Origin of the sequence: Burkholderia sp. MSMB1826 (assembly GCF_001526325.1) — a bacterium.
In the GTDB taxonomy this organism is placed as follows: Bacteria; Pseudomonadota; Gammaproteobacteria; order Burkholderiales; family Burkholderiaceae; genus Burkholderia.
In genome coordinates this window covers 136,277-162,496 of sequence record NZ_LOYN01000015.1, presented here as the reverse complement: position 1 = coordinate 162,496, position 26,220 = coordinate 136,277, and the positions used below count along the sequence as shown (strand labels likewise).

Annotated in this window: 28 protein-coding genes; 13 read left to right on the top strand and 15 right to left on the bottom strand. The window is 68.7% G+C overall.

Annotated features, from left to right (window positions below; translation table 11 throughout):
* Positions 1 to 19 precede the first annotated feature (19 nt).
* Positions 20 to 1,567, top strand: coding sequence for an FGGY-family carbohydrate kinase (locus WS95_RS07730; RefSeq protein ID WP_059823153.1), 1,548 nt, complete (start codon positions 20 to 22; stop codon positions 1,565 to 1,567).
* Entirely contained in the window at positions 1,564 to 2,322 is a 759-nt protein-coding gene (locus WS95_RS07725; RefSeq protein ID WP_059823152.1) for an SDR family oxidoreductase, read from the top strand. The genes WS95_RS07730 and WS95_RS07725 overlap by 4 nt, the downstream gene beginning before the upstream one ends.
* Before the next feature lie 50 nt (positions 2,323 to 2,372).
* Here WS95_RS07725 and WS95_RS35310 read toward each other — a convergent pair whose 3' ends face one another.
* The 8 genes from WS95_RS35310 to WS95_RS07680 form a co-directional block, all read right to left on the bottom strand.
* Positions 2,373 to 2,516 (bottom strand): hypothetical protein, encoded by a 144-nt coding sequence (locus WS95_RS35310; protein ID WP_179949931.1) that lies wholly within the window; start codon positions 2,514 to 2,516, stop codon positions 2,373 to 2,375.
* A 172-nt stretch (positions 2,517 to 2,688) separates the two neighbouring features.
* Positions 2,689 to 3,273, bottom strand: coding sequence for a nucleotidyltransferase family protein (locus tag WS95_RS07715; protein ID WP_059823150.1), 585 nt, complete (start codon positions 3,271 to 3,273; stop codon positions 2,689 to 2,691).
* Positions 3,274 to 3,689: 416 nt separating this feature from the next.
* Positions 3,690 to 4,085 carry a type II toxin-antitoxin system VapC family toxin gene (locus WS95_RS07705; RefSeq protein ID WP_059823532.1) on the bottom strand — a complete coding sequence of 132 codons (396 nt, stop codon included), beginning with the start codon at positions 4,083 to 4,085 and terminating at the stop codon, positions 3,690 to 3,692.
* On the bottom strand, positions 4,082 to 4,321 hold the full coding sequence (locus tag WS95_RS07700) for a type II toxin-antitoxin system Phd/YefM family antitoxin (RefSeq protein ID WP_034204466.1): 240 nt from the start codon (positions 4,319 to 4,321) through the stop codon (positions 4,082 to 4,084). Before WS95_RS07700 ends, WS95_RS07705 begins: the two co-directional genes overlap by 4 nt.
* An 83-nt stretch (positions 4,322 to 4,404) precedes the next feature.
* A complete protein-coding gene (locus WS95_RS07695; protein WP_034204467.1) occupies positions 4,405 to 5,088 on the bottom strand; it encodes a Fe2+-dependent dioxygenase in 684 nt (227 codons plus the stop codon).
* Positions 5,085 to 5,840 (bottom strand): tetratricopeptide repeat protein, encoded by a 756-nt coding sequence (locus WS95_RS07690; RefSeq protein WP_059823149.1) that lies wholly within the window; start codon positions 5,838 to 5,840, stop codon positions 5,085 to 5,087. The genes WS95_RS07695 and WS95_RS07690 overlap by 4 nt, the downstream gene beginning before the upstream one ends.
* 3 nt (positions 5,841 to 5,843) lie before the next feature.
* Complete coding sequence (locus WS95_RS07685) at positions 5,844 to 8,087, bottom strand: TonB-dependent receptor (protein ID WP_059823146.1); 2,244 nt, start codon at positions 8,085 to 8,087, stop codon at positions 5,844 to 5,846.
* 420 nt (positions 8,088 to 8,507) lie between these two features.
* A complete protein-coding gene (locus tag WS95_RS07680; protein ID WP_059823144.1) occupies positions 8,508 to 9,803 on the bottom strand; it encodes an aspartate carbamoyltransferase in 1,296 nt (431 codons plus the stop codon).
* A 202-nt stretch (positions 9,804 to 10,005) separates the two neighbouring features.
* On the opposite strand from WS95_RS07680, the gene WS95_RS07675 reads away from it, so the two are divergent.
* Positions 10,006 to 10,140, top strand: coding sequence for an entericidin A/B family lipoprotein (locus tag WS95_RS07675; RefSeq protein WP_034204471.1), 135 nt, complete (start codon positions 10,006 to 10,008; stop codon positions 10,138 to 10,140).
* 94 nt (positions 10,141 to 10,234) lie between these two features.
* On the opposite strand, the gene WS95_RS07670 is transcribed toward WS95_RS07675, so the two are convergent.
* The 3 genes from WS95_RS07670 to WS95_RS07660 form a co-directional block, all read right to left on the bottom strand.
* A complete protein-coding gene (locus WS95_RS07670; RefSeq protein ID WP_034204472.1) occupies positions 10,235 to 10,783 on the bottom strand; it encodes a hypothetical protein in 549 nt (182 codons plus the stop codon).
* Between the two features lie 195 nt (positions 10,784 to 10,978).
* Positions 10,979 to 11,914, bottom strand: a complete 936-nt coding sequence (locus WS95_RS07665; RefSeq protein WP_059780666.1) for a DMT family transporter — start codon at positions 11,912 to 11,914, stop codon at positions 10,979 to 10,981.
* A gap of 182 nt (positions 11,915 to 12,096) precedes the next feature.
* The gene (locus WS95_RS07660; protein WP_059823142.1) at positions 12,097 to 12,891 is read right to left on the bottom strand and encodes an AraC family transcriptional regulator; all 795 of its coding nucleotides are present in this window, start codon (positions 12,889 to 12,891) and stop codon (positions 12,097 to 12,099) included.
* Positions 12,892 to 13,061: 170 nt separating this feature from the next.
* Between WS95_RS07660 and WS95_RS07655 the strand changes: the two genes are divergently transcribed.
* Together WS95_RS07655 and WS95_RS07650 are read left to right on the top strand one after the other, a co-directional pair.
* Positions 13,062 to 13,895 carry a molybdenum cofactor biosynthesis F family protein gene (locus WS95_RS07655; RefSeq protein WP_059823531.1) on the top strand — a complete coding sequence of 278 codons (834 nt, stop codon included), beginning with the start codon at positions 13,062 to 13,064 and terminating at the stop codon, positions 13,893 to 13,895.
* Positions 13,892 to 14,701, top strand: a complete 810-nt coding sequence (locus WS95_RS07650; RefSeq protein WP_059823141.1) for an SDR family oxidoreductase — start codon at positions 13,892 to 13,894, stop codon at positions 14,699 to 14,701. Before WS95_RS07655 ends, WS95_RS07650 begins: the two co-directional genes overlap by 4 nt.
* Before the next feature lie 98 nt (positions 14,702 to 14,799).
* Here the strand turns inward: WS95_RS07650 and WS95_RS07645 are convergent, their stop codons facing one another.
* The gene (locus tag WS95_RS07645) at positions 14,800 to 15,477 is read right to left on the bottom strand and encodes a dihydrodipicolinate reductase C-terminal domain-containing protein (protein ID WP_059780602.1); all 678 of its coding nucleotides are present in this window, start codon (positions 15,475 to 15,477) and stop codon (positions 14,800 to 14,802) included.
* A gap of 328 nt (positions 15,478 to 15,805) precedes the next feature.
* Between WS95_RS07645 and WS95_RS07640 the strand changes: the two genes are divergently transcribed.
* The 4 genes from WS95_RS07640 to creD all read left to right on the top strand — a co-directional run bounded on the left by WS95_RS07640 (position 15,806) and on the right by creD (position 20,292).
* Complete coding sequence (locus tag WS95_RS07640; protein ID WP_059780601.1) at positions 15,806 to 16,519, top strand: SDR family NAD(P)-dependent oxidoreductase; 714 nt, start codon at positions 15,806 to 15,808, stop codon at positions 16,517 to 16,519.
* A 77-nt stretch (positions 16,520 to 16,596) separates the two neighbouring features.
* Complete coding sequence (gene creB / locus WS95_RS07635) at positions 16,597 to 17,322, top strand: two-component system response regulator CreB (RefSeq protein WP_059780600.1); 726 nt, start codon at positions 16,597 to 16,599, stop codon at positions 17,320 to 17,322.
* Between the two features lie 15 nt (positions 17,323 to 17,337).
* Positions 17,338 to 18,798 (top strand): two-component system sensor histidine kinase CreC, encoded by a 1,461-nt coding sequence (gene creC, locus WS95_RS07630; RefSeq protein WP_059823139.1) that lies wholly within the window; start codon positions 17,338 to 17,340, stop codon positions 18,796 to 18,798.
* Between the two features lie 105 nt (positions 18,799 to 18,903).
* Positions 18,904 to 20,292, top strand: a complete 1,389-nt coding sequence (gene creD, locus WS95_RS07625; protein ID WP_059823138.1) for a cell envelope integrity protein CreD — start codon at positions 18,904 to 18,906, stop codon at positions 20,290 to 20,292.
* A 78-nt stretch (positions 20,293 to 20,370) separates the two neighbouring features.
* Here creD and WS95_RS07620 read toward each other — a convergent pair whose 3' ends face one another.
* On the bottom strand, positions 20,371 to 20,793 hold the full coding sequence (locus WS95_RS07620; protein WP_059823136.1) for a RidA family protein: 423 nt from the start codon (positions 20,791 to 20,793) through the stop codon (positions 20,371 to 20,373).
* 162 nt (positions 20,794 to 20,955) lie between these two features.
* On the opposite strand from WS95_RS07620, the gene WS95_RS36010 reads away from it, so the two are divergent.
* Positions 20,956 to 21,153, top strand: coding sequence for an oxidoreductase-like domain-containing protein (locus WS95_RS36010; RefSeq protein ID WP_082720231.1), 198 nt, complete (start codon positions 20,956 to 20,958; stop codon positions 21,151 to 21,153).
* 91 nt (positions 21,154 to 21,244) lie between these two features.
* Here the strand turns inward: WS95_RS36010 and WS95_RS07615 are convergent, their stop codons facing one another.
* Positions 21,245 to 22,702 (bottom strand): MFS transporter, encoded by a 1,458-nt coding sequence (locus WS95_RS07615; protein WP_059823134.1) that lies wholly within the window; start codon positions 22,700 to 22,702, stop codon positions 21,245 to 21,247.
* 146 nt (positions 22,703 to 22,848) lie between these two features.
* On the opposite strand from WS95_RS07615, the gene WS95_RS07610 reads away from it, so the two are divergent.
* Both WS95_RS07610 and WS95_RS07605 read left to right on the top strand, forming a co-directional pair.
* The gene (locus WS95_RS07610; protein ID WP_034206142.1) at positions 22,849 to 23,721 is read left to right on the top strand and encodes a LysR family transcriptional regulator; all 873 of its coding nucleotides are present in this window, start codon (positions 22,849 to 22,851) and stop codon (positions 23,719 to 23,721) included.
* A 60-nt stretch (positions 23,722 to 23,781) separates the two neighbouring features.
* Complete coding sequence (locus tag WS95_RS07605) at positions 23,782 to 24,105, top strand: DUF7660 family protein (protein WP_059823133.1); 324 nt, start codon at positions 23,782 to 23,784, stop codon at positions 24,103 to 24,105.
* Between the two features lie 31 nt (positions 24,106 to 24,136).
* Here WS95_RS07605 and WS95_RS07600 read toward each other — a convergent pair whose 3' ends face one another.
* Complete coding sequence (locus WS95_RS07600; protein ID WP_059823131.1) at positions 24,137 to 25,045, bottom strand: LysR family transcriptional regulator; 909 nt, start codon at positions 25,043 to 25,045, stop codon at positions 24,137 to 24,139.
* 99 nt (positions 25,046 to 25,144) lie between these two features.
* On the opposite strand from WS95_RS07600, the gene WS95_RS07595 reads away from it, so the two are divergent.
* Entirely contained in the window at positions 25,145 to 26,122 is a 978-nt protein-coding gene (locus WS95_RS07595; RefSeq protein ID WP_059823129.1) for an NAD-dependent epimerase/dehydratase family protein, read from the top strand.
* Positions 26,123 to 26,220: the final 98 nt, after the last annotated feature.

Sequence of the window (26,220 nt, the reverse complement as noted above, 5' to 3'; positions counted from 1 at the left end):
GCGCCTCACCGGAGACATCATGGAATACGTCATAGGCGTCGACATCGGCACGCAGAGCACCAAGGCGCTGCTGGTCGACCGGCACGGCACGATCGTCGCGCGGCGCTCGGCCGGCTACCAGCCCGATACGCCGCGCCCGCTGTGGGCCGAGCAGTGGCCGCAGGTGTGGTTCGACGCGGTGCTCGACTGCATCGCCGGCTGCGTGAGCGACGCGCGCGTGCAGGGCGTGCCGGCCGATGCGATCCGTGCGGTGTGCGTGAGCAGCCTGTACGGCGGCTCGGGCATCCCGGTCGACATCGACATGCGGCCGCTGCATCCGTGCCTGATCTGGATGGACCGGCGCGCGACCGCGGAAGTCGACTGGGTCGACGAGCACGTGAACGTCGAGCGGCTGCGCGTGATCACCGGCAATGGCGTCGACAGCTACTACGGGTTCACCAAGATGCTGTGGCTGCGCGACCAGCGGCCGGACGTATGGGCGAACGTGCGCTATTTCCTGCCGCCGAACGCGTACGTGATCTATCTGCTGACCGGCGAAGTGGCGGTCGACCACAGTTCGGCCGGCAATATCGGCGGCGTGTACGACGTCGCGCGCCGCGAGTGGTCCGACGACGCGCTCGACATGCTCGGCATTCCGGCGACGATGATGCCCGAACGGCTGGTCGATTCGACGGACATCGTCGGCGGCCTGCTGTCGCAATGGACCGCGCAACTCGGGCTGCCGGCCGGCACGCCCGTCGTCGCGGGCGGCGTCGACGCGGCGGTGGCGACCTTCGCGGCCGGCGCGACGCGTGCCGGGCAGCACGTCGCGATGATCGGCACCAGCATGTGCTGGGGCTACGTGAACCGGCATGTCGATGCACGCCACGGCCTCGTCAGCATGCCGCACGTATTCGACGGGCAGCGCGACCTGTACGTGTTCGGCGGCGCGATCGCGGCCGGCGCGTCGGTCGCGTGGTTTCGCGACCAGTTCTGCCACGCGGAAATCGATGCGGCGCGCCTGCTGCCGCACGGCGATCCGCACGCGCTGCTCGAGGAGGCGGCCGAGCGTGTGCCGGCCGGCGCCGACGGCGTGCTGTTCCTGCCGTATTTGATGGGCGAGCGCAGCCCGGTGTGGGATGCGAAGGCGAGCGGCGCGTTCGTCGGGCTGAGTCTCGCGCATACGCGTGCGCATCTTTATCGTGCAGTGCTCGAAGGCGTCGCGTTCGCGTTGCGCCACAACATCGAGGCCGGCCGCCGCGGCGCGGTGGCGCTGGACGATCGGTTGATCGTCGTCGGCGGCGCCGCGCATTCGGCGCTGTGGATGCAGATCATCGCGGACGTGACGGGCTTCCCGGTGTGGACGATCGAGCAGGACGTCGAAGCCGCGATGGGCGCTGCGCTGCTCGCGGGGGTCGGCGCGGGGCTCGTGTCGCGCGACGACGCGCAAGGCGGCTGGGTCACGCTCGTCGAGCGCGCACGGCCCGATGCCGACCGCGCGAAAACGTACGACGCGCGTTTTTCGCTGTACACGGCGCTGTATCCGGCACTCAAGCCGATCATGCACAGGCTGGGCACACCATCATGAACACACGATTCGATTTCGGCGGGTCAACGGTGCTCGTCACGGGCGCATCGAGCGGAATCGGCCGCGCATGCGCGGTCGCGCTGGCGCACGCCGGCGCGCGCGTCGTCGCGGCCGGGCGCGACATGGCCGCGCTCGACACGCTCGCCGGCGAGATTGCGTGCGAGACGTTGCGCATGGACGTCGGCGGCGACGAACACGCGATCGATGCCGCACTCGCTGCATACGATGCGTTCGACGGTCTCGTCAATTGCGCGGGGATCGCGTCGCTCGAACCGGCGCTCGATGTCGGAGCCGCGGATTTCGATCGCGTGATGGCCGTCAACGCGCGCGGCGCGGCGCTCGTCGCACGGGCCGTGGCCCGAAAGATGATCGAGCGCGACGGACGCGGCGCGGCGCACGCACGGGGCAGCATCGTCAACGTGTCGAGTCAGGCCGCGCTCGTCGGCTTGCCCGCGCATCTGAGCTATTGCGCGTCGAAGGCGGCGATGGACGCGATCACGCGCGTGCTGTGCATCGAGCTCGGGCCGCACGGCATTCGTGTGAACAGCGTGAACCCCACCGTCACGCTTACGCCGATGGCGCAGTTCGCATGGAGCGAACCGGAGAAGCGCGCGCCGATGCTGGCCGCGATCCCGCTCGGCCGGTTCGCGGAGCCGGACGAAGTCGTCGAGCCGATCCTGTTTTTACTGAGCGAGGCGGCGTCGATGATCAGCGGCGTATCGTTGCCGATCGACGGCGGCTATACGGCACGCTAGACCGCAGTCGCGCAAGGCGCAAGGCGCGTTCGCGGAGCGGCCGCGCGCGGCTAGACCGGATCCTTGCTCGGCGGTCCGTCCGGCTGCTGCGGGTTGTCGTGATGATGACCGGGCGGCGACGAGAACGGATCGTCTTCCGGATCGCGGTTCGGGTCGGCCGGTGGCTCGGGCGTCGGGGTCGTGTGATCGCTCATGGAGAACTCGCGCGGTGCGTGACGGCGGCGGCGCGGCGGGCGCGCCTCGTCTCCGTTATAGCCAATCGGGCGCGGGTTTGCAGCGGGATTCTTGCGGCGGGCGGTCGATCGTCGGCGAAATCCGCTCATTGGCGGTGTTCGGTCGGGATCTTGCCGGCCTGCGCAATCGACGTCAGCGCAAATCCGCCGGTGTATCGACGTCGCGCAGGATGCCGGGGTCGTCGACGTCGAGCAGTGTCACCGGCGCGCTGGCGAGCAGCGCGCGGGCGCCCGTGTCGCCGTCGAGGGCGGCGAGCGCATCGAAATGGTGCGCGGCGAAACCGACCGGGTGGCCGCGCACGCCGCGATGCGCGGGCGCGACGATCGACGCGTGGTCGGCCTCGAGCGCGCGTGTGACCGTTTCGTAAGTGGACGCCGCGATCCATGGCATGTCGCCGAGCGCGACGAGCCAGCCGCTCGCGTCGGGCGTGGTGCGGACGCCGGCCGCGAGGCTCGCGCCCATGCCGCGCAACGCGTCGGGTGCATAGATGACCTGGCAGCCGGCTTCGTTCAGCAGAATCGCAAGCTCTTCGGCGCCGGGACGCACGACGGCGATCACGTCGGCGGTGGCGGCCGCGAGACGGCGGGCGGCGGCGACCGCCACCGGCGTGCCGTCGGGAAGCCGAGCGAGCAGCTTGCTGTGCAGGCCGCTCGGGTCGAAGCGTTGACCAAGGCCGCCGGCGAGCAGGACGCCGGTGGCGAGTGACGCATAGGACATCGGCGCGAGGGGAGTGAGGCAGGTGCTGCGATTGTGCGGGAGCACGCGGGGATCGGCAAGTGAGGATGTTACCGGGTCACGCGTGTCGGATCGGGAAAACCGTCATCGCGAAGATACGTCGAGCATGCTTTCGTCGACAGGACCGTAAATTGCGTGCGATTCGTTCTGCATGACGGCCCAATGGCGATCGCCGAACGAGAGATCGACGAACCCTTCGTGCGACTCCCGCAGGGCGATCGACCGGACGGCGGGATCGGAGAGCGGTATCACGGTAGCGGGCCAATGGCGCGAGGACGGTTGCGGGCCACGCGCCGATATCGAGTGGGGCGGCCGCGGTCGTTTTGGTCAGACGAATCGCCAATATGCCAGAGTCCGGCGGAGCGTGCGGTGCGGTTCGACCCACGGGCGGGCAACGCTCACCAGAGCGTCTTGACGTGCGCGTACGCGCGGATTTTTTCGTCGCGCGTGACGAGCGGCGCGCCGAGCCGCCGCGCGGTCGCGACGATCATGCGATCGGCCGGATCCTTGTGGAACGTGCCGGGCAGGTCGGTGGATTTCGCGGCGATGTCGGCATCGACCGGCACGAAGCGCATGCCGTCGATCTGCGCGACGGTGGCGAGCCATGCGTCGACATCCATCGTCAGTGCGAGGCGGTCGTTGCGAACCAGCATCGCAATTTCCCACGCGGAGATGGCGGATGCGGCGAGCGCGCCTTCGCTCCGTGCACGATCGATCGCGCTTCGCGCCTTCCTGCTGAGCGCAGGGTCGCCCGTTACCCACCACACCAATGCATGCGTATCCAGCACGATCACCGCGACGCCTCCCAATCATCTTCCGCAATCGGATCGAGAGGATTGTCGTAGCGCATGACCGACCCGCGCAATATGTCCAACGGCTGAGTTTCGCGCGAGCGATACGGCCGGATCTCGAGCGTCGGTTTGCCGTGGTCGGTGACGATCAGGCTTTCGCCCGACGCCTCGACGAGCCGGAAGTACTCGAGTGCGCGAGCCTTGAATTCGGATTTCGATACGGGAGCGTGCGGCATCATGATATGAGCATGGTCATTTGACGATGGTCATTTTAGACCCGCCTTTCGACGCGGCGCAAGCGCCGGGGCGTGACCGGCTCGCGCTACGCGTCCGCCCACTTCCTCAACAGGTTGTGATAAATCCCGGTGAGCGAAATGACCACGGGATCCTTCGCCCCTTTTTCGGCGGAAAGCGCCTGAATCTGCGTATCGAGCTGAAACAGCAGTGTGCGATCGCCATCGTCGCGCACCATGCTCTGAATCCAGAAGAACGACGCGACGCGCTCGCCCCGCGTCACCGGCGTCACGTGATGCAGGCTCGACGCCGGATACAGCACGAGATCGCCCGCCGGCAGCTTCGCGCGATGCACGCCGTACGTGTCTTCCACGCACAGCTCGCCGCCGTCGTACGCTTCGGGCTCCTCGAGAAACAGCGTCGCCGACAGGTCGCTGCGCACGCGGAAATCCGTGCCGCGCAGCAGCCGGATCGCGTTGTCCACGTGCGTGCCGAACGCTTCGCCGCCTTCATAGCGATTGAACAGTGGCGGAAACACCTTGAGCGGCAGCGCCGCCGAAAAGAACAGCGGATGGCGCGCGAGCGCGTCCTGGATCGCGTCGCCCACCGCGCGCGCGGCCGGCGAGCCTTCCGGCAATTGCCGGTTGCGTTTCGCGAGTGCCGACTGTGCGCCGGACGTCGCGTTGCCGTCGATCCATTCGGCGGCATCGAGCAACTCGCGGCATTGCGCGACTTGCGCCCGGGTCAGTACGCCGGGGATATGAAGCATCATGGTGCTGTTTCCATTGCGGGCGGCGCCAGTTGCACGGCCGCCGCCCGAAAAGCGTCGACCGGCGACTGTGCGAGATACGCGCGCATCTTCGCGATGAACGCGGGTGTCGCAGTGGCCGGCACGCGCGCGAGCCAGACGAGCGCTTCGTCGACGCGCCCGCGCTCCGCGAGCAGCCGCGCATAGTTGAACTGGCCGCGGAAGTCGCCGGCAACGGCGGCGCGGCGATAGTGGTCGAACGCGGCGTCGGTGTCGACGGGTACGACCCAGCCGTCCTCGTAGAAGCCGCCGATCAGGTTGATCGATTTCGCATGGCCGAGCGCGGCCGCGCGGCGGAACCAGTCGAGCGCGTCGGCGCGGTTCTCGTCGACGCCGTTGCCGAGCGCAAGGGCAGTCGCGTAGTTGTACATGCCCCAGTCGAGGCCCGCGTGCGCGGCGAGCCGGTACCAGTACACGGCGACCGGCGCGCACGCGGCCGTGCCCCAGCCGAACTCGTAGCAGCGCCCGAGCATGTTCATCGCCATCGGGTGGCCGGCCCGCGCCGCGTGCCGGAACCAGTTGAGCGCGGCGGCCGGATCGCGTGCGACGCCGTGCCCGTCGAGCAGGTACTGCCCGTAGACGGCCTGCGCGTCGACGATGCCGTGGTCGGCCGCCGCCGCGACCCACGCGGCGGCGCGTTCGGGCGGCCCGGCCAGGATGTCGGCGAACGCGCGCGGCGATACTGACGCGAGCGCCTTCAGCGATACGGCTTCCATCGATCAGTAGCGCGCGTTCAGCGTGACGAACGCCGAGCGGCCCGGGGCGATCGACGCATAGTGCGCCGGATACGCCTGATCGAAGTAGGTGCGGTTGAACAGGTTGTTCACGTTCAGCTGCAGGTCGAGCTTCTTGTTGATCCGGTACTGCGCCATCGCGTCGAAGCGCCAGTACGACGGCACGGCGCGCAGGTTCGCGGGATCGCCGAACACTTCCGACATGTAGAACGCGCCGCCGCCGACCGTGAACTTCGGCGTGACGTCGTAGTTCGACCACATCGTGAGGCTGTGCTTCGGCGTGTTCGGGAAGCGGTTGCCGTTGTTCGCGGCGTCCTTGCCGTTGTCGCGCAGTTCGCTCTTCATGTACGTGTAGCCGCCGAACACCTGCCATTGCTTCGTGATCTGGCCGGCGAGGCCGAGCTCGAGACCCTGCACGCGCTTGTTGCCGACCATCGCGTACTGATTGTTCGGCAGCGTCACGCGCGCGTTCGTCGTATCGATCTGGAACAGCGCGGCCGTCAGCGACAGCTTGTCGTTCAGCACGTTCCACTTCGTGCCGAGCTCGATACTGCGGTTCTTCTCGGGCGCCATCTGGTCGGCGTTGGGCCCGGCGCCGCCGCGGCCCGGCGTGAGCGACTGCGTTTCGCTGCCTTCGCCGAGCAGCATGCCGGCGGGCGTCGACGACGTCGCATACGACGCGTAGATGCTGCCGTTCTGCGCGGGCTTGAATACGAGGCCGGCCTGCCAGTTGAACAGCGTGTCGTCGCGCGTATAGGTCTTGCCGCCGTTGGCCGCGGTATCGGTGAAGCGGGTCGAGTAGTCGTCGACGCGTACGCCGGCGTTCACCTGCCAGCGCGGCGTGAGCTCGATCGTGTCGAAGCCGTAGATCGACTTCGTCGTCGTGCGCGCATGCGCGTAGTCGTTGTTGCGCGTGATCGAACCGGCCCACGGATCGTTCGGGTTCGGCGACCAGAGGCTCGTGCAGTTGTAGCCCGACGGCGCGCCGATGCCTTTCTGGCAGATCGTGCCCTTGTCGGTCGCGACCGTGTACGAATCGCGCTTGCCCCATTCGCGCGACAGCTCGATACCGGTCGTGAAGCTGTGCTTGAACGGGCCCGTACGGAATTCGCCGAACAGCTCGGTCAGGTTCGCGAGGCTGTTGATCGAGCTGTCGCGGTTGTTGTTGCGGCGCCAGACCTTGCCGTTCACCACGTTGCCCTGGCTGTCGTCCGGCTGCGTCCAGATGTAGTCCTGCGTCGATTCCGTGTAGCGCGTGGTGTTGCGCACCGTGAGGTTCGGCGTGATGTCGTGCTCGATCTTGATCGTGCTGATGTCCGACGTCGTCTTGCGGAAGTCGCGGTCGATCAGGCCGTAGAAGTTGTGGCGATCGACGGGCGCCGGATAGATCGTGCCGACGTTCGCGGGCTTGTTCGAGGTCGTGTAGAAGTACGGGATGCCGCCGTCGGGCATGTCGTCCGTCTGCAGGTGGTAGTAGCTCGCGGTCACGCGCGTCGGCGTGCCGAGGCCGAACGCGATCGACGGCGCGACGCCCCAGCGCTCGTTGTTGACGGCATCGCGGCCGGCGACGTCGTTGTTGTGGCTCATCAGGTTCAGGCGGAACGCGGCGTGATCGGCGAACTGCCAGTTGCCGTCGGCGGTGAAGCGGCGATAGCGGTCGGTGCCGAGGCCCGCGCTCGCGGCGGCCGTCGTGCCCAGATGCGGGGCCTTCGTGATCAGGTTGATGCTGCCGCCGGCGCCGCCGCGGCCGCCGTAGGCGCCGTCGGAACCCTTGGTGATCTCGACGCGCTCGGTGTTGAAGATCTCGCGCGTGGTGGCGCCCGTATCGCGCATGCCGTCGACGAACATGCTGCCCTGCGTGTCGTAGCCGCGGATGAACGGACGGTCGCCGAGCGGATTGCCGCCTTCGCCGGCGCCGAACGTGATGCCGGGCACCGTGCGCAGCGCTTCGGTCAGCGTTGCCGCGCCGCTGCTCTGGATCAGTTCCTGCGGGATCACGGTGACGGATTTCGGCGTGTCGACGAGCGGCGCGGTGAATTTCGCGGAAGCGGAAAAGTCGGCCTTGTAGCTGTGCTCGGTCTTGCCCTGGATCTCGATCGGCGCGAGGTGGCCTTCGGTGCTGGCGGGCGCCGCGGGCGGCGTGCCGTCGGCGAACGCGGGGCTCGCGGCGAGCACGCTGCACAGGGTGGTGAATTTACCGAGCTTCAGCTCGTCGGGACGGGACTTCATGGTGCGCTTCGACCTCGCGGTGTGGCCCCGGGACGCTGCGGAAATGTGCATGCCGCCGGGAATTATTACGATTTGTTTTCAGGCGGCATTCTATGTAATTTTTGGTTGAATGAGAAGCGTTCTTGTTATCGTTTGTAAGGGAATCGTTGACGAATGTTGCGGAGGGGTGGCGGCGGCTGGTCGGCGGAAATGGCCGATCGGCCGGGGCGAACGGCGTGATCGCGGCCACTCGCGAGGTGCGCCGTTCGAGACGGTGGGGCTTAGAGCGATCGATCCGTGGGCGCGGTAGCTTCCGGTTGCCAGCCTCCGTCAACCGCGCCGAAACGAAAAACGCGCCGTGCAATGCGGCGCGTTTCGAACCGAGCGAGCGTGCCCGCTGCGCCAGCCAATGGCAGGCGGGCGCGACACGCCGGTGCGGCGTCAGTCGATGCCGTGAAACACCGCATCCTCCGGCCCGAGGTACGCCGGCGGGCGCCACGTCGCGTCGCGCATCGAATGCTGGACGAGGTTCTCGACGCCGAGCAATACCGCGAAAATCGCCATCCGCACCGGAATGCCGTTGTCGGTCTGCCGGAAGATCGCGAGACGCGGGTCGCGGTTCAGGTCGACCGACAGGTCGTTCGCGCCGGGCCGGCTGTCGCGCGGCAACGGATGCATGATCAGCGTGTCGGGCTTGCATACCGAGTCGACGAGCGCCTGGTTGATCTGGAAATCCGGCGTGTAGCCTTCGAACGACTCGTCGGTGAAGCGCTCCTTCTGGATCCGCGTCGCGTAGACGACGTCCGCGCCGCGCAGCCCGGCCGCGAGGTCGTTCGTCTGCTCGACCACATGGCCATTCGTCGCGATCTGGTCGACGATGTACGCCGGCATCTCGAGCGTCGGCGGCGACACGAGCGTGAACTTCAGCCCGCGGTACAGCGCGAGCAGCTTGACGAGCGAGTGCACGGTGCGGCCGTACTTCAGGTCGCCGACCAGCGCGATGTGCGCGCCGTCGACGATCTTGCCGAGCCGCGAAAACTCGCGCTGGATCGTATAGAGGTCGAGCAGCGCCTGGCTCGGGTGCTCGCCGGGGCCGTCGCCGCCGTTGATCACCGGCAGGTTGGTCGCGCGTGCGAATTCGGCCACCGAGCCTTTTTCCGGATGACGGATCACGAGCGCGTCGACGTAGCCGGCCATTACGCGGCTCGTGTCGTAGATCGATTCACCCTTGGCCATCGACGAGAACGTGAAGCCCGTCGTGTCGCACGCCGAGCCGCCGAGCCGGCAGAAGGCCGCGCCGAACGACACGCGCGTGCGCGTGCTGGCTTCGAAGAACAGGTTGCCGAGCACGGCGCCTTCGAGCACCCGCGAAATCTTGTGGCGTCGCGCGATCGGCTGCATGACGTCGGCCACGCGGAACAGCGCCTCGACCGAATCCCGCGAGAACTGGTCGACCGAGATCAATTGCGGCTTGCCTTCGAACAGGAATTGCTTCGCGAGCCCTTGTTTGTCTACGCTTTGCGTATAGTTTTCGCCGTCCGGCGCCGAGCGTTCGACGATTTCCGACACGAAGCGCTCGACGATCTCCGGCATGCCGCGCGATTCCTGCGAATCGTCCGGAAGCAGCCAGGTATCCAGCGCACGTCGGCTGACGCCGATGCGATTCGCGAATGCCTCGCGGGTCATGTTGAGGCGGCGCATCGCGTCGCGGAGGAAGGCTTGCTGGGGGACGGTCATCGGCGGCTCCTGGGCGGAAAATATACGCGATGCGTATATTAGTGGGTGGCGCGATGAAGTCAAGAAAAATCTGCGAGCGCGCGGGGCCGTATTGGCGCGCGCCTCCGTATAATCAGGTCAGGCCCCGTGTCCGGCAGCGTGCCGGGCGCCACGCCACAAACGATTCGCCCGGTCGGGCTTGTTGATTCGAAGGAGAATGAGAATGACGCGTACGATTGCTGCAATGCTGCTGGTGGTGACCGCCGCGCTCGCCGGTTGCAACACGGTCGCAGGCATGGGCCAGGATATTTCGAAGGGTGGCCAGGCGATCAGCGATTCGGCCGAAAAGGCGAAGTAAGCCGATCGGTTCCGGAATGCAGAAGGCGCCGGGCCTTTCCGCGATGGCGGGAAGGCCTGGCGCCTTTTTTTGCGCCCGACGCGACGTCGTGGCGTCAGGCGCGTTCCACGAACGCGTAGCGGCCTTCGACCTTGCGCGGCGTGAACCAGCCGTAGTCGGGGAACAACCGGTTGCGGACGAACCACACGTAACCGACGAGCACGGCCGTGATCGCGAGGCTCGGCAGCGCGGACGACGGATCGCGCCCGAGATCGGCGACGGTCTTCGGCATCTGCAGCAGCGACAGCAGGATGAACGCGTGATACGCGCCGACACGATGGGTCGCGAAGCCCCAGATGAACAGCAGCGACAGCGGCACGGTCAACGCAAGGAAGACGGTAACGAGGACGCCGCCGGCGCCGGACGCGAAGAAGTAGTACGCAAGCATCAGGCTGATGACCAACTGGGCGACGCCGAGGCCGATCAGGATCCGGATGTGCACCTTGTTCTTGCGGCAGCGTTCGGGATCCGGGCGCGACGCGATCAGCTGCGCGAGCACGCGATCCTTGAGCCCCTGTCCGGACAGTTCGGCCAGCGCGTCGGCCTTCCTCGTTCCCGCGGATAGCAGCACCGCGATTCTTGTTTTGGCTTCCTTCCTGTTCATTGCGTGGGGATTGTCGTTCGATGGTTGTCAAAGGGCCCGGCCACGCGAATATTGCATCTTGCGCAGTCGCGCGCAACGGTTTTGCGGTGTGCGGACACATTCCTACAGGCGCCGGCCGTGTCGCGCGAAGGCGGGATCGACCGGCGACGCGACGGGAGGGGCCGCCGCCGTTTCCGCGGGCGCGATGAACGCGAGTCAGTCGGTGGCGGTCCGCGCGGCGAGCGTCGTGCGTGATTCTTCGACGGGCCGCTCGCGCCGTCGCGTCGCGCCGACGAGCATGCCGGCGACGACGAGCGCGATGCCCGCGACGCGCGTGCCGGTCAGCGTTTCGCCGAACAGGACGACCGCGAACAGCACGGCCGAAACCGGCGCGACCGCCGTGAAGAGGGCCGCTTCGGTGCCGCTCGTGCGCGCCGAGCCCGCATACCAGCACAGGTAGCCGAGCACGGTCGGAATCAACGCGTAGTACGCGATCGCCGACACCGCGCCGACGGTCCAGCCGCTCGTCAGCGCATGCCATTCGAACGCGGCCGGCACGAGTGCGAGCACGAAGCCGAGGCCCGACATCGCGGTGGAAAGCGCGAGCGGCGGCAACGGCGCGGCGAGCCGCCGGTTGAGCAGGATGAAGACCGCTTCGCATGCGACGGCCGCCAGCACCAGCGCATCGCCGGCAAGCGTCTGGAGCGACGGCATCGCGTGGCCCGGCGCGAACGTGACGAACAGCACGCCGGCCGTGGCGAGCGCGGCGGCCAGCCAGTCGCGCGGCGTCTGCCGCTCGCGCAGCACGACGGCCGCGATCAGCGTCGACATCGCCGGCAGCGTGCCGAGCATCACGCCCGCATCGAGCGGCGACGACAGCTTCGTGCCGCTGATCAGCAGCACCGTGTAGCCGACGCCGCCCGCCGCGGCCTGGATCACGAGCAGCACGGCGTCGCGTGCGCAAATGCGCGGCCAGCGCATGCGCTGCGCGTGCATCAGCGCGAGCAGCAGCGGGGTCGCGATCAGGAAGCGCAGCGCGGTGGCCGTGAACGGCGGCAGGCCGCCGGCCGCGAGACGGCTCGCGATGACGGTGCTGCCGACGCCTGCCATCGCGGCGGCGAGATAGAGATAGCCGATCAGTCGTGTCTTCATGTGCCGCATCGTCGCGCACCGGCTAGCGCGCGTCTTGAACGAAATTGCAGCAAGGGGAGGCGTCGAATGCGGTGCGCCGTCGACATGGACGGACGCAATCGGTCGCGGCCGCCGTCGAGGCGGCAATCGACTGCGGATGCAGGGCGCCCGGCGGCCTCGAGCTGCGCGGGCGACAGCGCGACTCAACCCGCCTGCGTGAACCGCCCCGGCGTGATCCCGAACTGGCGCGCGAACGCGCGCGTCAGGTGGCTCTGATCCGCAAAGCCGGCCTCGGCCGCGGCATCGGCGATCGGCAGGCCGCCGGCCAGCAGCGCACGCGCGAGCCGCGTGCGCTGCTGAACCAGATAGGCATGCGGCGTGATGCCGAGCTCGCGCGCGAAGCCGCGCAGCAACTGGAAGCGGCTGACGCCGCTCAGGTCGGCCAGCTCGGCGAGCGACACGGGCGCGCCCGGCGCTGCGTCGAGCCGCTCGCGGGCGACGCGGACCGCCGGCGCGACGCCCGCCGCCGGCAGCGTGCGGTTGGCATGCCGGGCGAGCAAACCGGCGACGAGCATCACGAGCGCTTCGTCGCGGGCCAGCGGCTGGGTTTCGCCTGCGACGATGCGCGCATGCAGCCGGCCGACCGCGGCGGCGAGCCATGCGTCGCGCACGGCCGGGTGCGCAAGCTCGACGCCGCCGAGGCCTTCTTCCGCCGCGACGCCCGCGACCAGCGCGGGGGCGAGGTACAGCATCCGCCAGCGCCGGCCGGCGTCGGCCTCGAGCGGCGAGCCGTCGTGCATCTCGCCGGGGTTGACCATGATCGCGTCGCCGGCCAGCGCGTCGACTTGCCCGCGGCCGCTCCACGACCGGTGCGCACCGCTGACAATCACGCCGACCCCGAATTCGTCGTGCGCGTGGCGCGGAAACGCGCGATCGGATTCGAGGCTGATTGCCTCGATGCCTTCATCGCTGCGTCGGTAATGGATGACACGGTGCATGTGCGCTCCTCGCGCCGGTCGCGGCGCGGATCACGTGCACTCTAGCGCGTTCCGGCGCCGCGCGCCCTTCATCCTTTTGGCGGATACCGCGCGGCGCACGCCGCCCGCACCATGTGCGCATGAGCAGCGTACACGGCCCGCCGGGCCTGAAGCTGCGCGGGAGACGGCAGGTGGAACGACAGGATCCGGTATTCATTCAGGTGGGCGCACTGGCGGACGGCTTCGCGCCGGAAGCGAACGTCCTCGCACCCGTCGACGCGCTCGTCGGGCGGACACTGGCGCTCGGCGACGCAGCGGGCGTGTGGCGCGTCCATACGTTCGAGCCGGGCGCGCTGCAGTGGCGCGATCCGGTGACCGATACGGGCGGCCGCGCGCCGTGCCGCGTGACGCGGCTGCGCGACGGCCTGTACTTCGTCGACTACATCGATGCCACCGCTCGCGCGACATCGGTGAGTCTCGTGATCGATCTCGACACCGGCGTGTGGACGTCGGTCGTCGGGACCCTGCCGACGGAAGCCGACACGCGCATCGATGCGTTCACGCGCGTCGCGCGCGGGCTGCCGTTGACGGCCGTCGATGCGCAATTCCGGCACGGCACGCTCGGCGGCCACGCTCGGCCGGGGCCGCTGCATGCGCCCACGCGCGAGCTGATCGGCAAGCGGACGATGTACCGCTACAGCCCGACCGAATGCTACGAGCACATCTACCTGAACGAGAATTTCTACGCATGGCAGTGCCTGCAGGGCGTCGAACGCGGGCTGGCCGACGTCGACCGCTGTCATTACTTCAGGATCGCGGACGAGCTGTATCTGTTCGTGTGGCGCGAAAAGGTGGTGCCGACGCTCGGCGTCGTGCTGATCGATCTCGCGCAGCGCAAGACCGACGGCAAGATCTTCGGCTATCAGGGCGGCGATTTCGGCACGCTGTCGAATTTCCCGATCGGCGCTTACGCGCAGGTGCTGAACGAAACCGTGCACCCGCTCGGCGGCGAGGAGGAGCGATGACTGCCATGCTAGGCAGCGGCCGCGTGCGCGCGGACTTCAGCGGGCGTGTCGTGCTCGTCACGGGCGCCGCGCAAGGGATCGGCGCGGCGATTGCCCGCCGCTTCGCGGAATCCGACGCGTTCGTCGCGCTCGCCGACCTGAACGGCGACGCGGCAGCCGCGCAGGCCGACGCGCTGGCCGGTACGGGCGGCACGGCACGCGCGTATCGGGTCGATGCCGCGCGCCGGGATGAACTGGCTGCGCTCGTGGCGGCGGTCGAGCGCGATGGCGGCCGGCTCGATGTCGTCGTCCACAATGCCGCGTATTTTCCGTTGACGCCGTTCGCACGGATCGACGAACCGACGCTCGAGCGCACGCTGTCGGTCAACCTGTCGGCGCTGTTCTGGCTCGCGCAGGCCGCGTTGCCGGCGTTCGAGCGCGCAGGGGCCGGGCGGCTGCTCGTCACGTCGTCGGTGACGGGGCCGCGCGTCGCCTATCCGGGGCTTGCGCATTACGCGGCGTCGAAGGCCGGCGTGAACGGCTTCATTCGGGCGGCGGCGCTGGAGCTGGCGCGCCGCAACGTGACGGTCAACGGCGTCGAACCGGGAATGATCCGCACGCCGGCGGCCGGCAATCTCGGCGACGCGTCGGTCGCGGCGCAAATCGCGCGCGACATTCCGCTGGCACGGATGGGCGAGCCCGAGGACATCGCGAATGCGATGCTGTTTCTCGCATCGGCCGACGCTTCGTACATCACCGGGCAAACGATCGTCGTCGACGGCGGGGCGACCTTGCCGGAGAGCGGGGCGGTGCTGGGGGACGGGTAGCGGTGGGCCGGCGAGGCGGCGGTTGCGGCGAGGCCGCGCCGGCGTCGGCGTGCGGCCCGCGCGATGCGGGGCCGTGCCTGCCGCTGCCTCCGCCGCGACTACAGCCAGCCGTTGCGGATGAATTCGACGATCGAATAGCGACGTTGCTCGAGCTCGTGCTGCCGGACGGCCTCGACGATGCGCGATACGCCGTCCGCATAGGGCGTCGCACCGGATACGCGCGATTCGAACTGCAGGCTGCATGTGCCGTCGTCGATGCGTATCCGGTGAACCGCATGGCGGCCGAGCTGATCGTCGGGGATGCCGAATTCGCTGCGCTGCACGGCCGGGTCGCGCACGGAGCGGATGGCGGCCGGCTGCACGCCAAGTGCCTGGGCGATGCCGACGGCCGTGCCGGGGACGGACGTCTTGCCGGCCTGATGCGACTCGGTCACGCTGATTGCGCAGTCGCGAAACAGGTGGCCGCTGGTTTCCAGCATGCTCATGAACTTGAGCATCAGGATGTTCGTGTTCGGACACAGCACGACCGGAAAGCCGTACGTCCCGGTTTCGAGGTCGGAGCCGGTCGACAACTCGACGAGCGGCGACGCCGTGGCCTGGCAGAACGCGATCGCCACGGCGAGTTCGCGGCCGGAGCCGGCATGGACGACGATCGACCGGGCGTCGGTCCGCGTGCTGTCCGACCACGGCATCACGCGACAGGTGGCCGGGTCGAGCTGGTGCGAGCCGAGCAGCTCGTGGGCGAGCTTGCCGGTTCCGATGACGAGTACTTGCATGGGATTGACGGGTTGAGGTTCGGGATGCGAGAGCCGGCGGCGACACGGGCCGTCGGGCAGGCCGGCCCGGCTGTCGTGCCGCGCGCCGCGCGTGGCGGGCATCGCGCATTATGCCCGGCCGTCCGACTGCGCGCTTGTCGGGTTTCGCCGGCGATGCACGGGCTTGCGATCCGTCTCGCGATGCCGCAGCCGGCCGGTGCCCGATAATCACGGCGAAACGACGGCCCAACCGTATCGCTGCACCCTCGTCGCCGGGCGCACGAACGCGTGAACGGCGCTACGCTGTCGGCATTTGATCCAATCACCCTCGATCCGGGAGAACACATCGATGGAACACGACCTGAAAGGCAAGGCAGTCGCGATCACCGGCGGCTTCGGTCATCTGGGCATCGCGACGGCCGCGTGGCTCGGCGAGCGCGGCGCACGCGTCGCGCTGATCGGCCGCGGCGCGGCCCCGGCGGCGCAGGCGCTGCCCGGCGTGCCGGCCGATGCGCTGCGCATCGGCGGCATCGATCTCGTCGATCCGCAGGCCGCCGTGCAGGCGCTCGAAACGGTCAACCGCGAATTCGGCCGCGTCGACGCGCTGCTGAACATCGCCGGTGCATTCACGTGGCAGACGATCGCCGACGGCGACGCCGCCACGTGGGACCGCATGTACGAACTGAACGTGAAGACGGCGCTGAACGCGTCGAAGGCCGCGCTGCCGTACCTGGCGGCGAGCCGGGCCGGCCGCATCGTCAACATCGGCGCGGGCGCGGCATTCAAGGCCGGCGTGGGGATGGGCGCGTATGCGGCCGCGAAGGCGGGTGTCGCGCGGCTCACCGAGGCGCTGGCGGCGGAACTGCTCGATCGCGGCGTGACCGTGAACGCGCTGCTGCCGAGCATCATCGACACGCCGCCGAACCGCAAGGACATGCCCGACGCCGACTTCTCGCGCTGGGTGCGACCCGAACAGCTCGCGGCGACGATCGGATTCCTGCTGTCGGACGATGCGCAGGCGATCACCGGTGCGTCGATTCCGGTGAGTGGGCGCGTCGCGTAGCGCGCGGGGGAGGGGGCTCGCCAACGCCGGCCGTGCGTACAATGTCGCACCGGATTGCGCGACCCGACCCCGAGACCATGACTCAGCCCACCATTCTGATCGTCGAAGACGAACAGGCGATCGCGGACACGATCGTCTACGCCCTCGGCACCGACGGCATGCAGACCGTTCACTGCACGCTCGGGCAGGCGGCGCTCGACCGCCTGCGCGACACGCGTGTCGATCTCGTGGTGCTCGACGTCGGTCTGCCGGACCTCAGCGGCTTCGAGGTATGCCGGCGGCTGCGCACGTTCACCGATATTCCGGTGATTTTCCTGACCGCGCGGCACGACGAGATCGACCGGATCGTCGGGCTCGAGATCGGTGCCGACGATTACGTCGTCAAGCCGTTTTCGCCGCGCGAGCTGGCCGCGCGGGTGCGCGTGATCCTGCGCCGCTTCCACCGGGCGGCCACGCCGGAACCGGCGCCCGCATCTGCATCCGTATCCGCATCGGCGCATGTGTCTGCACCGGTCGCCACCGGCTTCGCGCTCGACGCCGACGGTGCGCGCGTGTCGTGGCTTGGCCACGCGCTGGACCTCACGCGCTACGAATTCGGGCTGCTGGCGCTGCTGGTCCGGCATCCGGGGCGCATCTATTCGCGCGAACAATTGATGGATCTCGTGTGGCACGAGGCGCTCGATTCGACCGACCGCACGGTCGACACGCACGTCAAGACGCTGCGCGCGAAGCTGCGTGCGATCGATCCCGAGCGCGACCCGATCCGCACGCATCGCGGGATGGGTTATTCGCTGCAACCGTAACGACCGGCACCGCCCATGCATATCGGCCTGCGCATCTTCTTCGGCTTTTTCCTGATCGTCGGCCTGGCCGCGCTGATCACGCTGCGCGTGTTCGTGCAGGAGGTGAAGCCCGGCGTGCGCGAAGCGATGGAGGACACGCTCGTCGATACCGCGCAGGTGCTGGCGACACTGGCCGCCGACGACATGGCGAACGGCCATATCGCCGACGGTGCGTTCGCACGGCAGCTCGGGAAACTGCACGAGCGCCCGGTCAGCGCGAACGTGTGGGGCATCCAGAAGAACGCGATCGGCTACCGTCTCTACATTACCGACGCACACGGCATCGTGCGCTACGACTCGGCCGGCCGCGCGGTCGGGCAGGACTATTCGCGCTGGAACGACGTGTACCGGACGCTGCGCGGCGAATACGGCGCGCGCAGCACGCGCAGCGATCCGAACGACGACAGCAGCACCGTGATGCACGTGGCGGCGCCGATCCGGCGCGGCAACGAGATCATCGGCGTGCTGACGATCGCGAAGCCGAACCAGACGGTCGCGCCGTTCATCGCGCGCAGCCAGCGCAAGATCATGCTGTACGGCGCGTTGCTGATGGGCGGCGCGATCCTGATCGGCGCCGCGTGCACGTGGTGGCTGGTGCTCGGGTTGCGGCGCCTGCAGCGCTATGCGCGGGCGATCGCGGCCGGCGAGCGCGCGTCGATGCCGCTGCAGGGCGCGAACGAGCTGGCCGAGCTCGGACGCGCGGTGGAAAGCATGCATCAGCGGCTGGAAGACCGGCAGTACGTCGAAACCTACATCCACACGCTCACGCACGAGATGAAAAGCCCGCTGGCCGCGATCAGCGGCGCGGCCGAGCTGTTGCAGGAGGACATGCCGGTCGCGAACCGCAGGCGTTTCACCGAGAACATCCGCCGTCAGGCCGGCCGCCTCGAACAGATGATCCGCAAGCTGCTCGCGCTGGCCGAGGTCGAGCAGAAGCAGCGCCTGTCGGTGCACGAGCCGGTCGCGCTGCAACCGGTGCTCGAGCAGCTCGTCGACGATATCGAGCCGCGCGCGCGGCAGCGCGGCGTGAGCCTGCGCATCGATGCGAACGATACGGCCGACGGGGGCGGTGCGGCGGTCGTCGACGGCGATCCGTTCCTGCTGCGGCAGGCGCTCGGCAACCTGCTCGACAACGCGCTGGATTTCGCGCCGCAAGGCAGCACGATCCGGATCGCGCTCGAGCGGCATCCGGCGGGTCGGGCGCACGTCGCGGTCGTGCGCGTCGCGGACGACGGTCCGGGCGTGCCCGACTATGCGCTGTCGCGCGTGTTCGAACGTTTCTATTCGCTGCCGCGCCCGGACGGGCAGGATCGCAGCACGGGCCTGGGGCTGTGCTTCGTCCGCGAAGTCGCGATGCTGCACCGTGGCCAGGTCGCGCTCGCGAACCGCGCGGAAGGCGGCGCGTGCGCGACGCTCACGTTGCCGTCGGCGGGCTGACCGCGCGCTTCACACCCGCCACACATTCGCTTCACGCCGGCTTCAATCGCGCTTCACCGGGGCCGCTCATGCTGGCCGTACCTTCCACTCCGGTACCTGCCAGCAATGAATCGAGTCCTGTTGTTCAAGTCCATGATTACCGCGCTTCTCGCGCTGGCGATCCTGATCCCGCTGCAGATGGTCCAGAGCATCGTGCGGGAACGCGCCGACTATCGGCAAAGCGCGCTGCAGAGTATCTGGGCGAGCTATGCGGGGCCGCAGACGGTGACGGGGCCGGTGCTCGTCGTCCATTACACGGAAGTCACGCGCGTGAGCGAAGACGTGCGCGCCGGCGGTAAGGCGAAAACCACCCTGAAAAGCGAGGAGAAACGGCTGCTCGTGTTCCCGAAGACGCTGAACGTCGACGGCACGCTGTCGGTCAGCGTGCGCTATCGCGGCATTCACAAGGCGCTCGTGTACGGGCTCGACAGCCGGATGACGGGCACGCTGCCGCTGCCGGACCTGAAGAAGCTGCCGCAAACCGACGGCCACGTGAGCTTCAAGGTCGACGACGCCTATGTCGCGCTCGGCATTGGCGACCTTCGCGGGCTGAAGGCGCAGCCCGATCTGCGCGTCGGCGGCAAGCGGATCGACGTGGAGCAGGGCACGCGGCTCGACGGCCTGCGCCAGGGCGTGCATGCGAACGTCGATCTCGCGGCGCTGGCGGACGCAAACGCCGGGGCGCCGGTCGTGCCGTTCAGCATCGGCCTGCCGCTCGCGGGCGCCGAATCGGTCGCGTTCGCGCCGGTGGGCGACCAGAACGACTTTTCGCTGAAATCGACGTGGCCGCATCCGAGCTTCGGCGGCGAATTCCTGCCGGCGGAGCGCACGATCGATGCGCGCGGCTTCGTCAGTAACTGGCACGTGACGTCGTTCAACACGAAGGCGCGCGAGCAGGTGGCGTCCGGCAACGGCGACGGCGGGATCGAGATGGCGTCGGTATCGGTGATCGAACCCGTGAACGTCTATCTGCAGGCGGAGCGCGCGACGAAGTACGGCGCGCTGTTCGTGATGCTCACGTTCGCGAGCTTCTTCATGTACGAGCTCGTGAAGCGGCTGCGCATTCACCCGATCCAGTACACGCTGGTCGGCCTGTCGCTCGCGCTGTTCTTCCTGCTGCTGCTGAGCTTGTCCGAGCACATTGCGTTCGGCTATGCGTATCTCGCGGCGAGCGGCGCATGCATCGGGCTGCTCGGCTTCTACCTGTCGTTCGTGCTGCACAGCGTGAGGCGCGGCGCGACGTTCGCCGCGCTGCTCGCGATGTTGTACGCGGCGCTCTACGGGCTGCTGCTGTCGGAGGACAATGCGCTGATACTCGGTTCGCTGCTGCTGTTCGCGATTCTCGCCGGCATCATGACGCTCACGCGCCGCGTCGACTGGTATTCGCTCGGCGCCGCGTGGCAGCCGCTGGCCGACAAGCCTGGGGCGGTGAAGCCGGGCGCGCCGGCGAAATAAGCGAGCGGGTTCCGCGCAAGCGCGCGCCGGTTGGAAATGCCGCGACCGGCGCGCGACTTCATGTGGGGCCGGCGTCTTTCACGCGGCCGTCTCGGGACGACGAAACCGCGCGAGCGGAATCTCGGCGATGGCCGCGATCTCGATCAGCAGGTCAGGATGGTAGAGACGCTCGACCTGGACGGTCGTCGTCACCGGATAGGGGGCGGCGAAGTACGTGTTGCGGATGTCGCCGGTCTGCATGAACGCATCGATGTCGGTGGCGTAATGGACGAGCGAGATCACGTCGCGCATCTGCCCGCCCAGTGCGGCCAGCACGTCGCGGATGTTGTCGAGCGTTTGCCGAACCTGGGCGCGCATGTCGCCGGCACCGACTACCTGCCCGTCGCGGTCGAGCGCGACCTGTCCCTTCAGATGCACGATCCGGCCATCGCCCTGGATCACGGCCATCGAGAACGCGCCGAACGGCGCCCAGACTTCCGGTGGATTTACGGCTTCGGCCATCGCGCAGCTCCTGTGGAACGGAAAATGGGGCGAACGCAGCGGCGCGCGGTGCCCGACGAACGCACCATGACGGACGCGTTCGTCGTCGCCCGTCCGGCCTGCCGAACGCGGCGGCAGCCCGGATCGCCCTATACTGACTACTCCACATTACCGGACCACGCCGTGCCGAACCAAGCTTCCGGAGATTCGTCCGTCGACGATCCCCGTCCGACCCCGCCTATCCAACCCGAACTGGAAGACTGCTGCAACAGCGGCTGCTCGCCATGCGTCTTCGACCTGTACGACGAGGCGCTCGCGCGCTATCGCGTCGAGCTGGCCGAATGGGAGGCGCGGCAGGCGCAGCGCGAGCCTCACCGATGAGCCGGAGGCCGGCGCATCGCCGCGCCGCGCATCCGCCGCGTTCGTTTTACGCGCCTCGATCGATGGTACGGATTCCGTCGCGTGTCAGCGGTCACGCATCCGCATGCAGCCGCCGATGCAGCGGCCCGAGCGCCATCGACAATGCAATGCAGCCCAGCAACACGACCGTCAGCGTGAACATCGACGTCCTGAACCCCTGCACGTAATCGAGCGCGGCCGGATGCACGCCGAGCCGCGCGAAGAACACGCCGCCGATCGTCGCGGCGCCGACCGCCGCGCCGATCTGCAGCATCGCGCTGACCATCCCCGACGCGACACCCGCGCGGGCCGCATCGACTTCCGCGAGCACGATCCGCACGACCGACGGCAGCACGAGCCCTTGCCCGATGCCGATCGCCGCGATGCCCGCATAGAAGCCGGGGCCCGGCGCGCCGTCGCGGGCGAGCGTGGCGGCGCTCGCGACGCCGGCCGCGAGCATCGCGAAGCCGAGCGTGAGCACACGATAGCCGCCGAAGCGGGCGACGAGGCGCGGCATCAGCAGCGGGCTCGCGAGGAAGCCGAGCCCGAGCGGCAGGATCGCGAACCCGGACGCGAGCGGCGACCAGTTCAGGCAGCCCTGCAGATAGATACCGTAGCTCAGGAAGAACGCGCTCAGCATGTAGAACAGGAACGCGAGCAGCAGCCCGAGCGCGACGACCGGGTTGCGGAACAGGCGCACGTCGAGCAGCGGATCGTGGCCGCGCGCGAGCCGGCGCGCTTCGACCGTCAGCAGCGCGCCGAGCATCGGCAGCGCGCCGACGCCGCACGCGATCATCCACAGCGGCCAGCCGGCTTCGCGGCCGTGCGTGAGCGGGTACACGAGCATCAGCAGGAACAGCGACATCAGCACCGTGCCCGGCACGTCGATGCGCTGGCCGCGCGGCGCGCGGTTTTCCGGAATGAAGCGCCAACTGCCGATCAGCGCCAGGATGCCGATCGGCAGATTGACGAGGAAGATCGCACGCCAGCCGAGCCCGAACGGATGCAGGCTGATCAGTGCACCGCCGCCGAGCTGGCCGATCACGGCCGCGAGGCCGAACGCGAACCCGTAGAAGCCCATCACGCGCACCTGCTCCTGCGGGCTGAACACGCTGCGGATCGTCGCGAGCACCTGCGGCGCGAGGATCGCGGCGAACAGGCCCTGCAGCACGCGGCCGCCGACGAGCACCGTGCCGTTGCCGGCGAGCCCGCACAGCGTCGACGCGAGCACGAAGCCGGCCATGCCGATCATGAACATGCGTTTGCGTCCGTAAAGGTCGCCGAGGCGCCCGCCGGTGATCTGGACGACCGCGTTCGCGCACGCATAGGCCGACACGACGAGTTGCAACTCGGCCTGACGTGCGCCGATGCCGTCGCGAATGGCCGGGAGCGCGAGGTTCACGATGAAGTAGTCGAGCGGCGGCAGAATGGCGCCGACCAGCAGGACCACGAGCGCCCAGCCGTGGTGGCTGCGCGGCGTCGCGGCAGCCGCGCCGGCCGGCGCGCAGGGGGCAAGGGTGTTGTTGGTCATGGAAGCAGAATCCGAAAAAATGAGGGCCCGATGGATGAGGGACCCAGGCAGGCCATTGCCCCATTATTCTGAGCATCGGTCATGGTTCGGAAAAGTGGGAAAGAGTGGTAGCATCCATCGGGTTAATCGATGGATAAGGAATGACGATGCGCGGTTTCGATCTGGATCAGTTGCGCACTTTCGCGGCGGTCGCGGATGCCGGCAGCCTGACCGCCGCCGCGCCGCTGCTGCACCTGTCGCAATCGACGGTCAGCGAGCAGGTGCGCAAGCTCGAATCGCGCGCCGGCGTGCCGTTGTTCGTGCGCAGCAAGCGCGGCGTCGAGCCGACGCCGGCCGGCTCGCGGCTGCTGCAGCACGCGCGACGCATCGTCGCGTTGAACGAGGCCGCGTTCGACGAGTTGCGCGGGCAGGCGATCAAGGGCGAACTGCGTGTCGCGATCACCGACTATTACCGCACGAATGAAGTGGCGGGCATGCTGGCGCGGCTGCGCGAGTGCTACCCGCAGTTGAGCCTGCACGTGAGCGCGATGAAGAGCGTCGATATCGAAGCGGCGCACGCGCGCGGGCAGATCGACCTCGGCGTCGTGATGAACATGTCGAGCGGGCCGTTCCGGCCGGCGTCGGCCGACACGCGTTGGGTGCTGCGGCGCGAACCGCTGTCGTGGGTCGCATCGCCCGCGCTCGCCGAACAGTTGCCCGAACCGCTGCCGCTGGTGCTGCTGCCGGACGACTGCATGATGCATCAGGTCGCCGTGCGTTCGCTCGACGAACGACACACGCCGTACGTGCTCGTGCACAGCGCGTCGGGTGTCGCGGGCTTGCAGTCGATGCTCGCGGCGGGGCTCGGGGTCGGCTGCCTGTGCGCGTCGGCGATCGGCGACGGCCTGATGCGGCTCGGCACGAAATACCGGCTGCCGCCTTTGCCCGACGCGGTGTTTTCGCTGACGCCGCCGTTGCCGGGCGAGCGCGAGACCGTCACCCAGGCGCGCGAGGTGCTGTCGCGTCAGCTGCTGATGTAACACCATGCCGCGCATCGCGCGGCGGCGCGTCACCGACGGGCGCGCCAGGGGGCTACGGGCATGAACGACGACGAACTGAAGAACCAGATGGCCGCGAAGCTGCAGCATGCGCTGGAGCGCGTGGTCGACGAGCGCTCGCTGGTCCACTTCCTGCGGGTGCTCGGCCATGACTGGCGCACGGAGCGGCAGCTCGAGGCCGATGCGCCGCTGTCGCCGTATGCCCATGCGGCGCTCGGCTGGGAAAACCGTTCGATCGGCGAATACCTGGAAGCGATGATCGACTGGGCCGAGGCGTCGGAGGAGGGCTTGGGCTGCTACGACATGCCCGACAACCCGTGGCGGCGCATCGCCGACATCCTGTTCGCCGGGAAAACCCACGAATGACGCGGCTCGCGCGATTCACGCACGCCGCTTTCTACTCGGCGACTTCATCGTCCGCGGACGCATACGCACGCAACCCGTTGGCCAGTGCATCGAACACGGCCCGGCAGCGCGGGCTCGTCCGCAGGTCTTCGTGCATCACGACCCATGTTTCCAGCCGCATCGCCGGGCCGTCCGGCAGCACGCGCACGAGCCGCGCGTCGCGTTTCGCGAGCGCCGTCTGGCAGAAGCCGATCCCGTAGCCGGCACGGATCATCGCGAGTTGCGCGAGATTGCTGTCGGTGCGCATCGCGAACGCATCGCGCTTCCACATCGGCATTGCGCGCCCCGCGGAACGAATGAACGGCGTGACCGTATCGAAGCCGATCAGCGCGTGATGCGCGAGCGCATCGATCGTCGCCGGCGCGCCGTGGTGCGCCAGGTAATCGTCGCGCGCGTACAGCCCGACCTCGATTTCGCCGACGCGCCGTGCGACGAGCGCGTCCTGCGCGGGCGGCGCCATCCGGACCGCGATATCGGCCTCGCGCTTCAGCACGTCCTGGATGCGGTCGGTCGGCACCAGCTCGATCACGAGCCCCGGATGGTCGCGCCGCAATTGCGCGAGCATCGGCGGCAGCACCTCGACGGCGATCACGTCGCTGGCCGAGAGCCGCACGATGCCGCGCACGCCGGCGCCGTGGCTCGCGGCCGCACGCTCGAACGCGGCCGCCGCGCTGCGCAGCGCCTCCGCATGGCCGCGCAGCGCGAGCGCGGCCTCGGTCGGCAGCAGGCCCGACGGCGAGCGCGTGAACAACGTCTGGCCGAACGCCGCTTCGAGCGCCGCGACGTGGCGGCCGGCCGTCGGCTGCGTGATGCCGAGCGCGCGCGCCGCGCCGGACAGCGAGCCTTCCGTCAGTACCGCGAGGAAGGTGCGGTAGCGTTCCCAGTTCAGGTCGGTGGTCATGCATAAATGTATAGCCGATCGTTTGGGTTAGGCAATTCCTTGATAGTCGCCGACGCGCCAGAATGCGTGTCGTGATGGTTCCATTCAAGGGGAGCGGCAATGGCGAAGAACACAGGCGGGACGCAACGGCTGGCACTCGTGCTCGGCGCGAGCGGCGGAATCGGCGGGGAAGTCGCGCGGCAGTTGCGCGATGCGGGCTGGCAGGTGCGTGCGCTCAAGCGCGGGCTCGATGCCGAGGTCGTGGCGCGCGACGGCATCGCGTGGGTGCGCGGCGACGCGCTGGATCGCGATGCGGTGGTGCGCGCCGCACGCGGCTGCAGCGTGATCGTGCATGCGGTGAACCCGCCCGGATACCGGAACTGGGCTACGCAGGTGTTGCCGATGGTCGACAACACGATCGCGGCGGCCCGGGCCGCGCAGGCAACCGTCGTGCTGCCGGGCACGGTCTACAACTTCGGCGCCGATGCGTTTCCGGTGCTGCGGGAAGATGCGCCGCAGCATCCGGCGACCCGCAAGGGCGCGATCCGCGTCCAGCTGGAGCGGCGGCTGCAGGACGCCAGCGCGCACGGCGTGCGGGCAATCGTCGTGCGCGCCGGCGATTTCTTCGGGCCGCAGCTCGGCAACAGCTGGTTTTCCCAGGGGTTGGTCAAGCCGGGGCGACCCGTCGCGACCGTCCGCGTGCCGAGCCGCGGCGTCGGCCATCAGTGGGCGTATGTGCCCGACGTGGCCCGCGTGATGGTCGAGCTGATCGAGCGGCGCGAGACGCTGGAGCCGTTCGCGCGATTTCATCTGGGCGGGCATTGGGACGGAGACGGCATGCAGATGGCGCTGGCCGTGCAACGCGTCGCGCAGCGGCACGGCATGCGGCCGGCGCTGCGCGATTTCCCGTGGTGGCTCGTGTGGGCAGCCGCGCCGTTCGTCACGACGCTGCGCGAATTGCTCGAGATGCGTTACCTGTGGCGTGAGCCGGTCCGGATGGACAACGCGCACGTGACCGCGGTGCTCGGCCGCGAGCCGGTGACGCCGCTCGATACCGCGGTGGAGGCGACGCTGGCGGGGCTCGGGTGTCTCGGGTGAGCACGGGCGGGCAGCCCGGGCTGCGCCCGTGCACGGCAACGCGTCACGGCGAACCCGAGAACGCCCGGGACCACAATTCTCCACATACCCGCGTGCGT

Excerpts from the sequence above, each read along its gene's own strand:
- WS95_RS07730 (WP_059823153.1), top strand. The coding sequence starts at position 20 with ATGGAATACGTCATAGGCGTCGACATCGGCACGCAGAGCACCAAGGCG.
- WS95_RS07725 (WP_059823152.1), top strand. The coding sequence starts at position 1,564 with ATGAACACACGATTCGATTTCGGCGGGTCAACGGTGCTCGTCACGGGC.
- WS95_RS35310 (WP_179949931.1), bottom strand. The coding sequence starts at position 2,516 with ATGAGCGATCACACGACCCCGACGCCCGAGCCACCGGCCGACCCGAAC.
- WS95_RS07715 (WP_059823150.1), bottom strand. The coding sequence starts at position 3,273 with ATGTCCTATGCGTCACTCGCCACCGGCGTCCTGCTCGCCGGCGGCCTT.
- WS95_RS07700 (WP_034204466.1), bottom strand. The coding sequence starts at position 4,321 with ATGATGCCGCACGCTCCCGTATCGAAATCCGAATTCAAGGCTCGCGCA.
- WS95_RS07695 (WP_034204467.1), bottom strand. The coding sequence starts at position 5,088 with ATGATGCTTCATATCCCCGGCGTACTGACCCGGGCGCAAGTCGCGCAA.
- WS95_RS07690 (WP_059823149.1), bottom strand. The coding sequence starts at position 5,840 with ATGGAAGCCGTATCGCTGAAGGCGCTCGCGTCAGTATCGCCGCGCGCG.
- WS95_RS07685 (WP_059823146.1), bottom strand. The coding sequence starts at position 8,087 with ATGAAGTCCCGTCCCGACGAGCTGAAGCTCGGTAAATTCACCACCCTG.
- WS95_RS07680 (WP_059823144.1), bottom strand. The coding sequence starts at position 9,803 with ATGACCGTCCCCCAGCAAGCCTTCCTCCGCGACGCGATGCGCCGCCTC.
- WS95_RS07675 (WP_034204471.1), top strand. The coding sequence starts at position 10,006 with ATGACGCGTACGATTGCTGCAATGCTGCTGGTGGTGACCGCCGCGCTC.
- WS95_RS07670 (WP_034204472.1), bottom strand. The coding sequence starts at position 10,783 with ATGAACAGGAAGGAAGCCAAAACAAGAATCGCGGTGCTGCTATCCGCG.
- WS95_RS07665 (WP_059780666.1), bottom strand. The coding sequence starts at position 11,914 with ATGAAGACACGACTGATCGGCTATCTCTATCTCGCCGCCGCGATGGCA.
- WS95_RS07660 (WP_059823142.1), bottom strand. The coding sequence starts at position 12,891 with ATGCACCGTGTCATCCATTACCGACGCAGCGATGAAGGCATCGAGGCA.
- WS95_RS07650 (WP_059823141.1), top strand. The coding sequence starts at position 13,892 with ATGACTGCCATGCTAGGCAGCGGCCGCGTGCGCGCGGACTTCAGCGGG.
- WS95_RS07645 (WP_059780602.1), bottom strand. The coding sequence starts at position 15,477 with ATGCAAGTACTCGTCATCGGAACCGGCAAGCTCGCCCACGAGCTGCTC.
- WS95_RS07640 (WP_059780601.1), top strand. The coding sequence starts at position 15,806 with ATGGAACACGACCTGAAAGGCAAGGCAGTCGCGATCACCGGCGGCTTC.
- creB (WP_059780600.1), top strand. The coding sequence starts at position 16,597 with ATGACTCAGCCCACCATTCTGATCGTCGAAGACGAACAGGCGATCGCG.
- creC (WP_059823139.1), top strand. The coding sequence starts at position 17,338 with ATGCATATCGGCCTGCGCATCTTCTTCGGCTTTTTCCTGATCGTCGGC.
- creD (WP_059823138.1), top strand. The coding sequence starts at position 18,904 with ATGAATCGAGTCCTGTTGTTCAAGTCCATGATTACCGCGCTTCTCGCG.
- WS95_RS07620 (WP_059823136.1), bottom strand. The coding sequence starts at position 20,793 with ATGGCCGAAGCCGTAAATCCACCGGAAGTCTGGGCGCCGTTCGGCGCG.
- WS95_RS07615 (WP_059823134.1), bottom strand. The coding sequence starts at position 22,702 with ATGACCAACAACACCCTTGCCCCCTGCGCGCCGGCCGGCGCGGCTGCC.
- WS95_RS07610 (WP_034206142.1), top strand. The coding sequence starts at position 22,849 with ATGCGCGGTTTCGATCTGGATCAGTTGCGCACTTTCGCGGCGGTCGCG.
- WS95_RS07605 (WP_059823133.1), top strand. The coding sequence starts at position 23,782 with ATGAACGACGACGAACTGAAGAACCAGATGGCCGCGAAGCTGCAGCAT.
- WS95_RS07600 (WP_059823131.1), bottom strand. The coding sequence starts at position 25,045 with ATGACCACCGACCTGAACTGGGAACGCTACCGCACCTTCCTCGCGGTA.
- WS95_RS07595 (WP_059823129.1), top strand. The coding sequence starts at position 25,145 with ATGGCGAAGAACACAGGCGGGACGCAACGGCTGGCACTCGTGCTCGGC.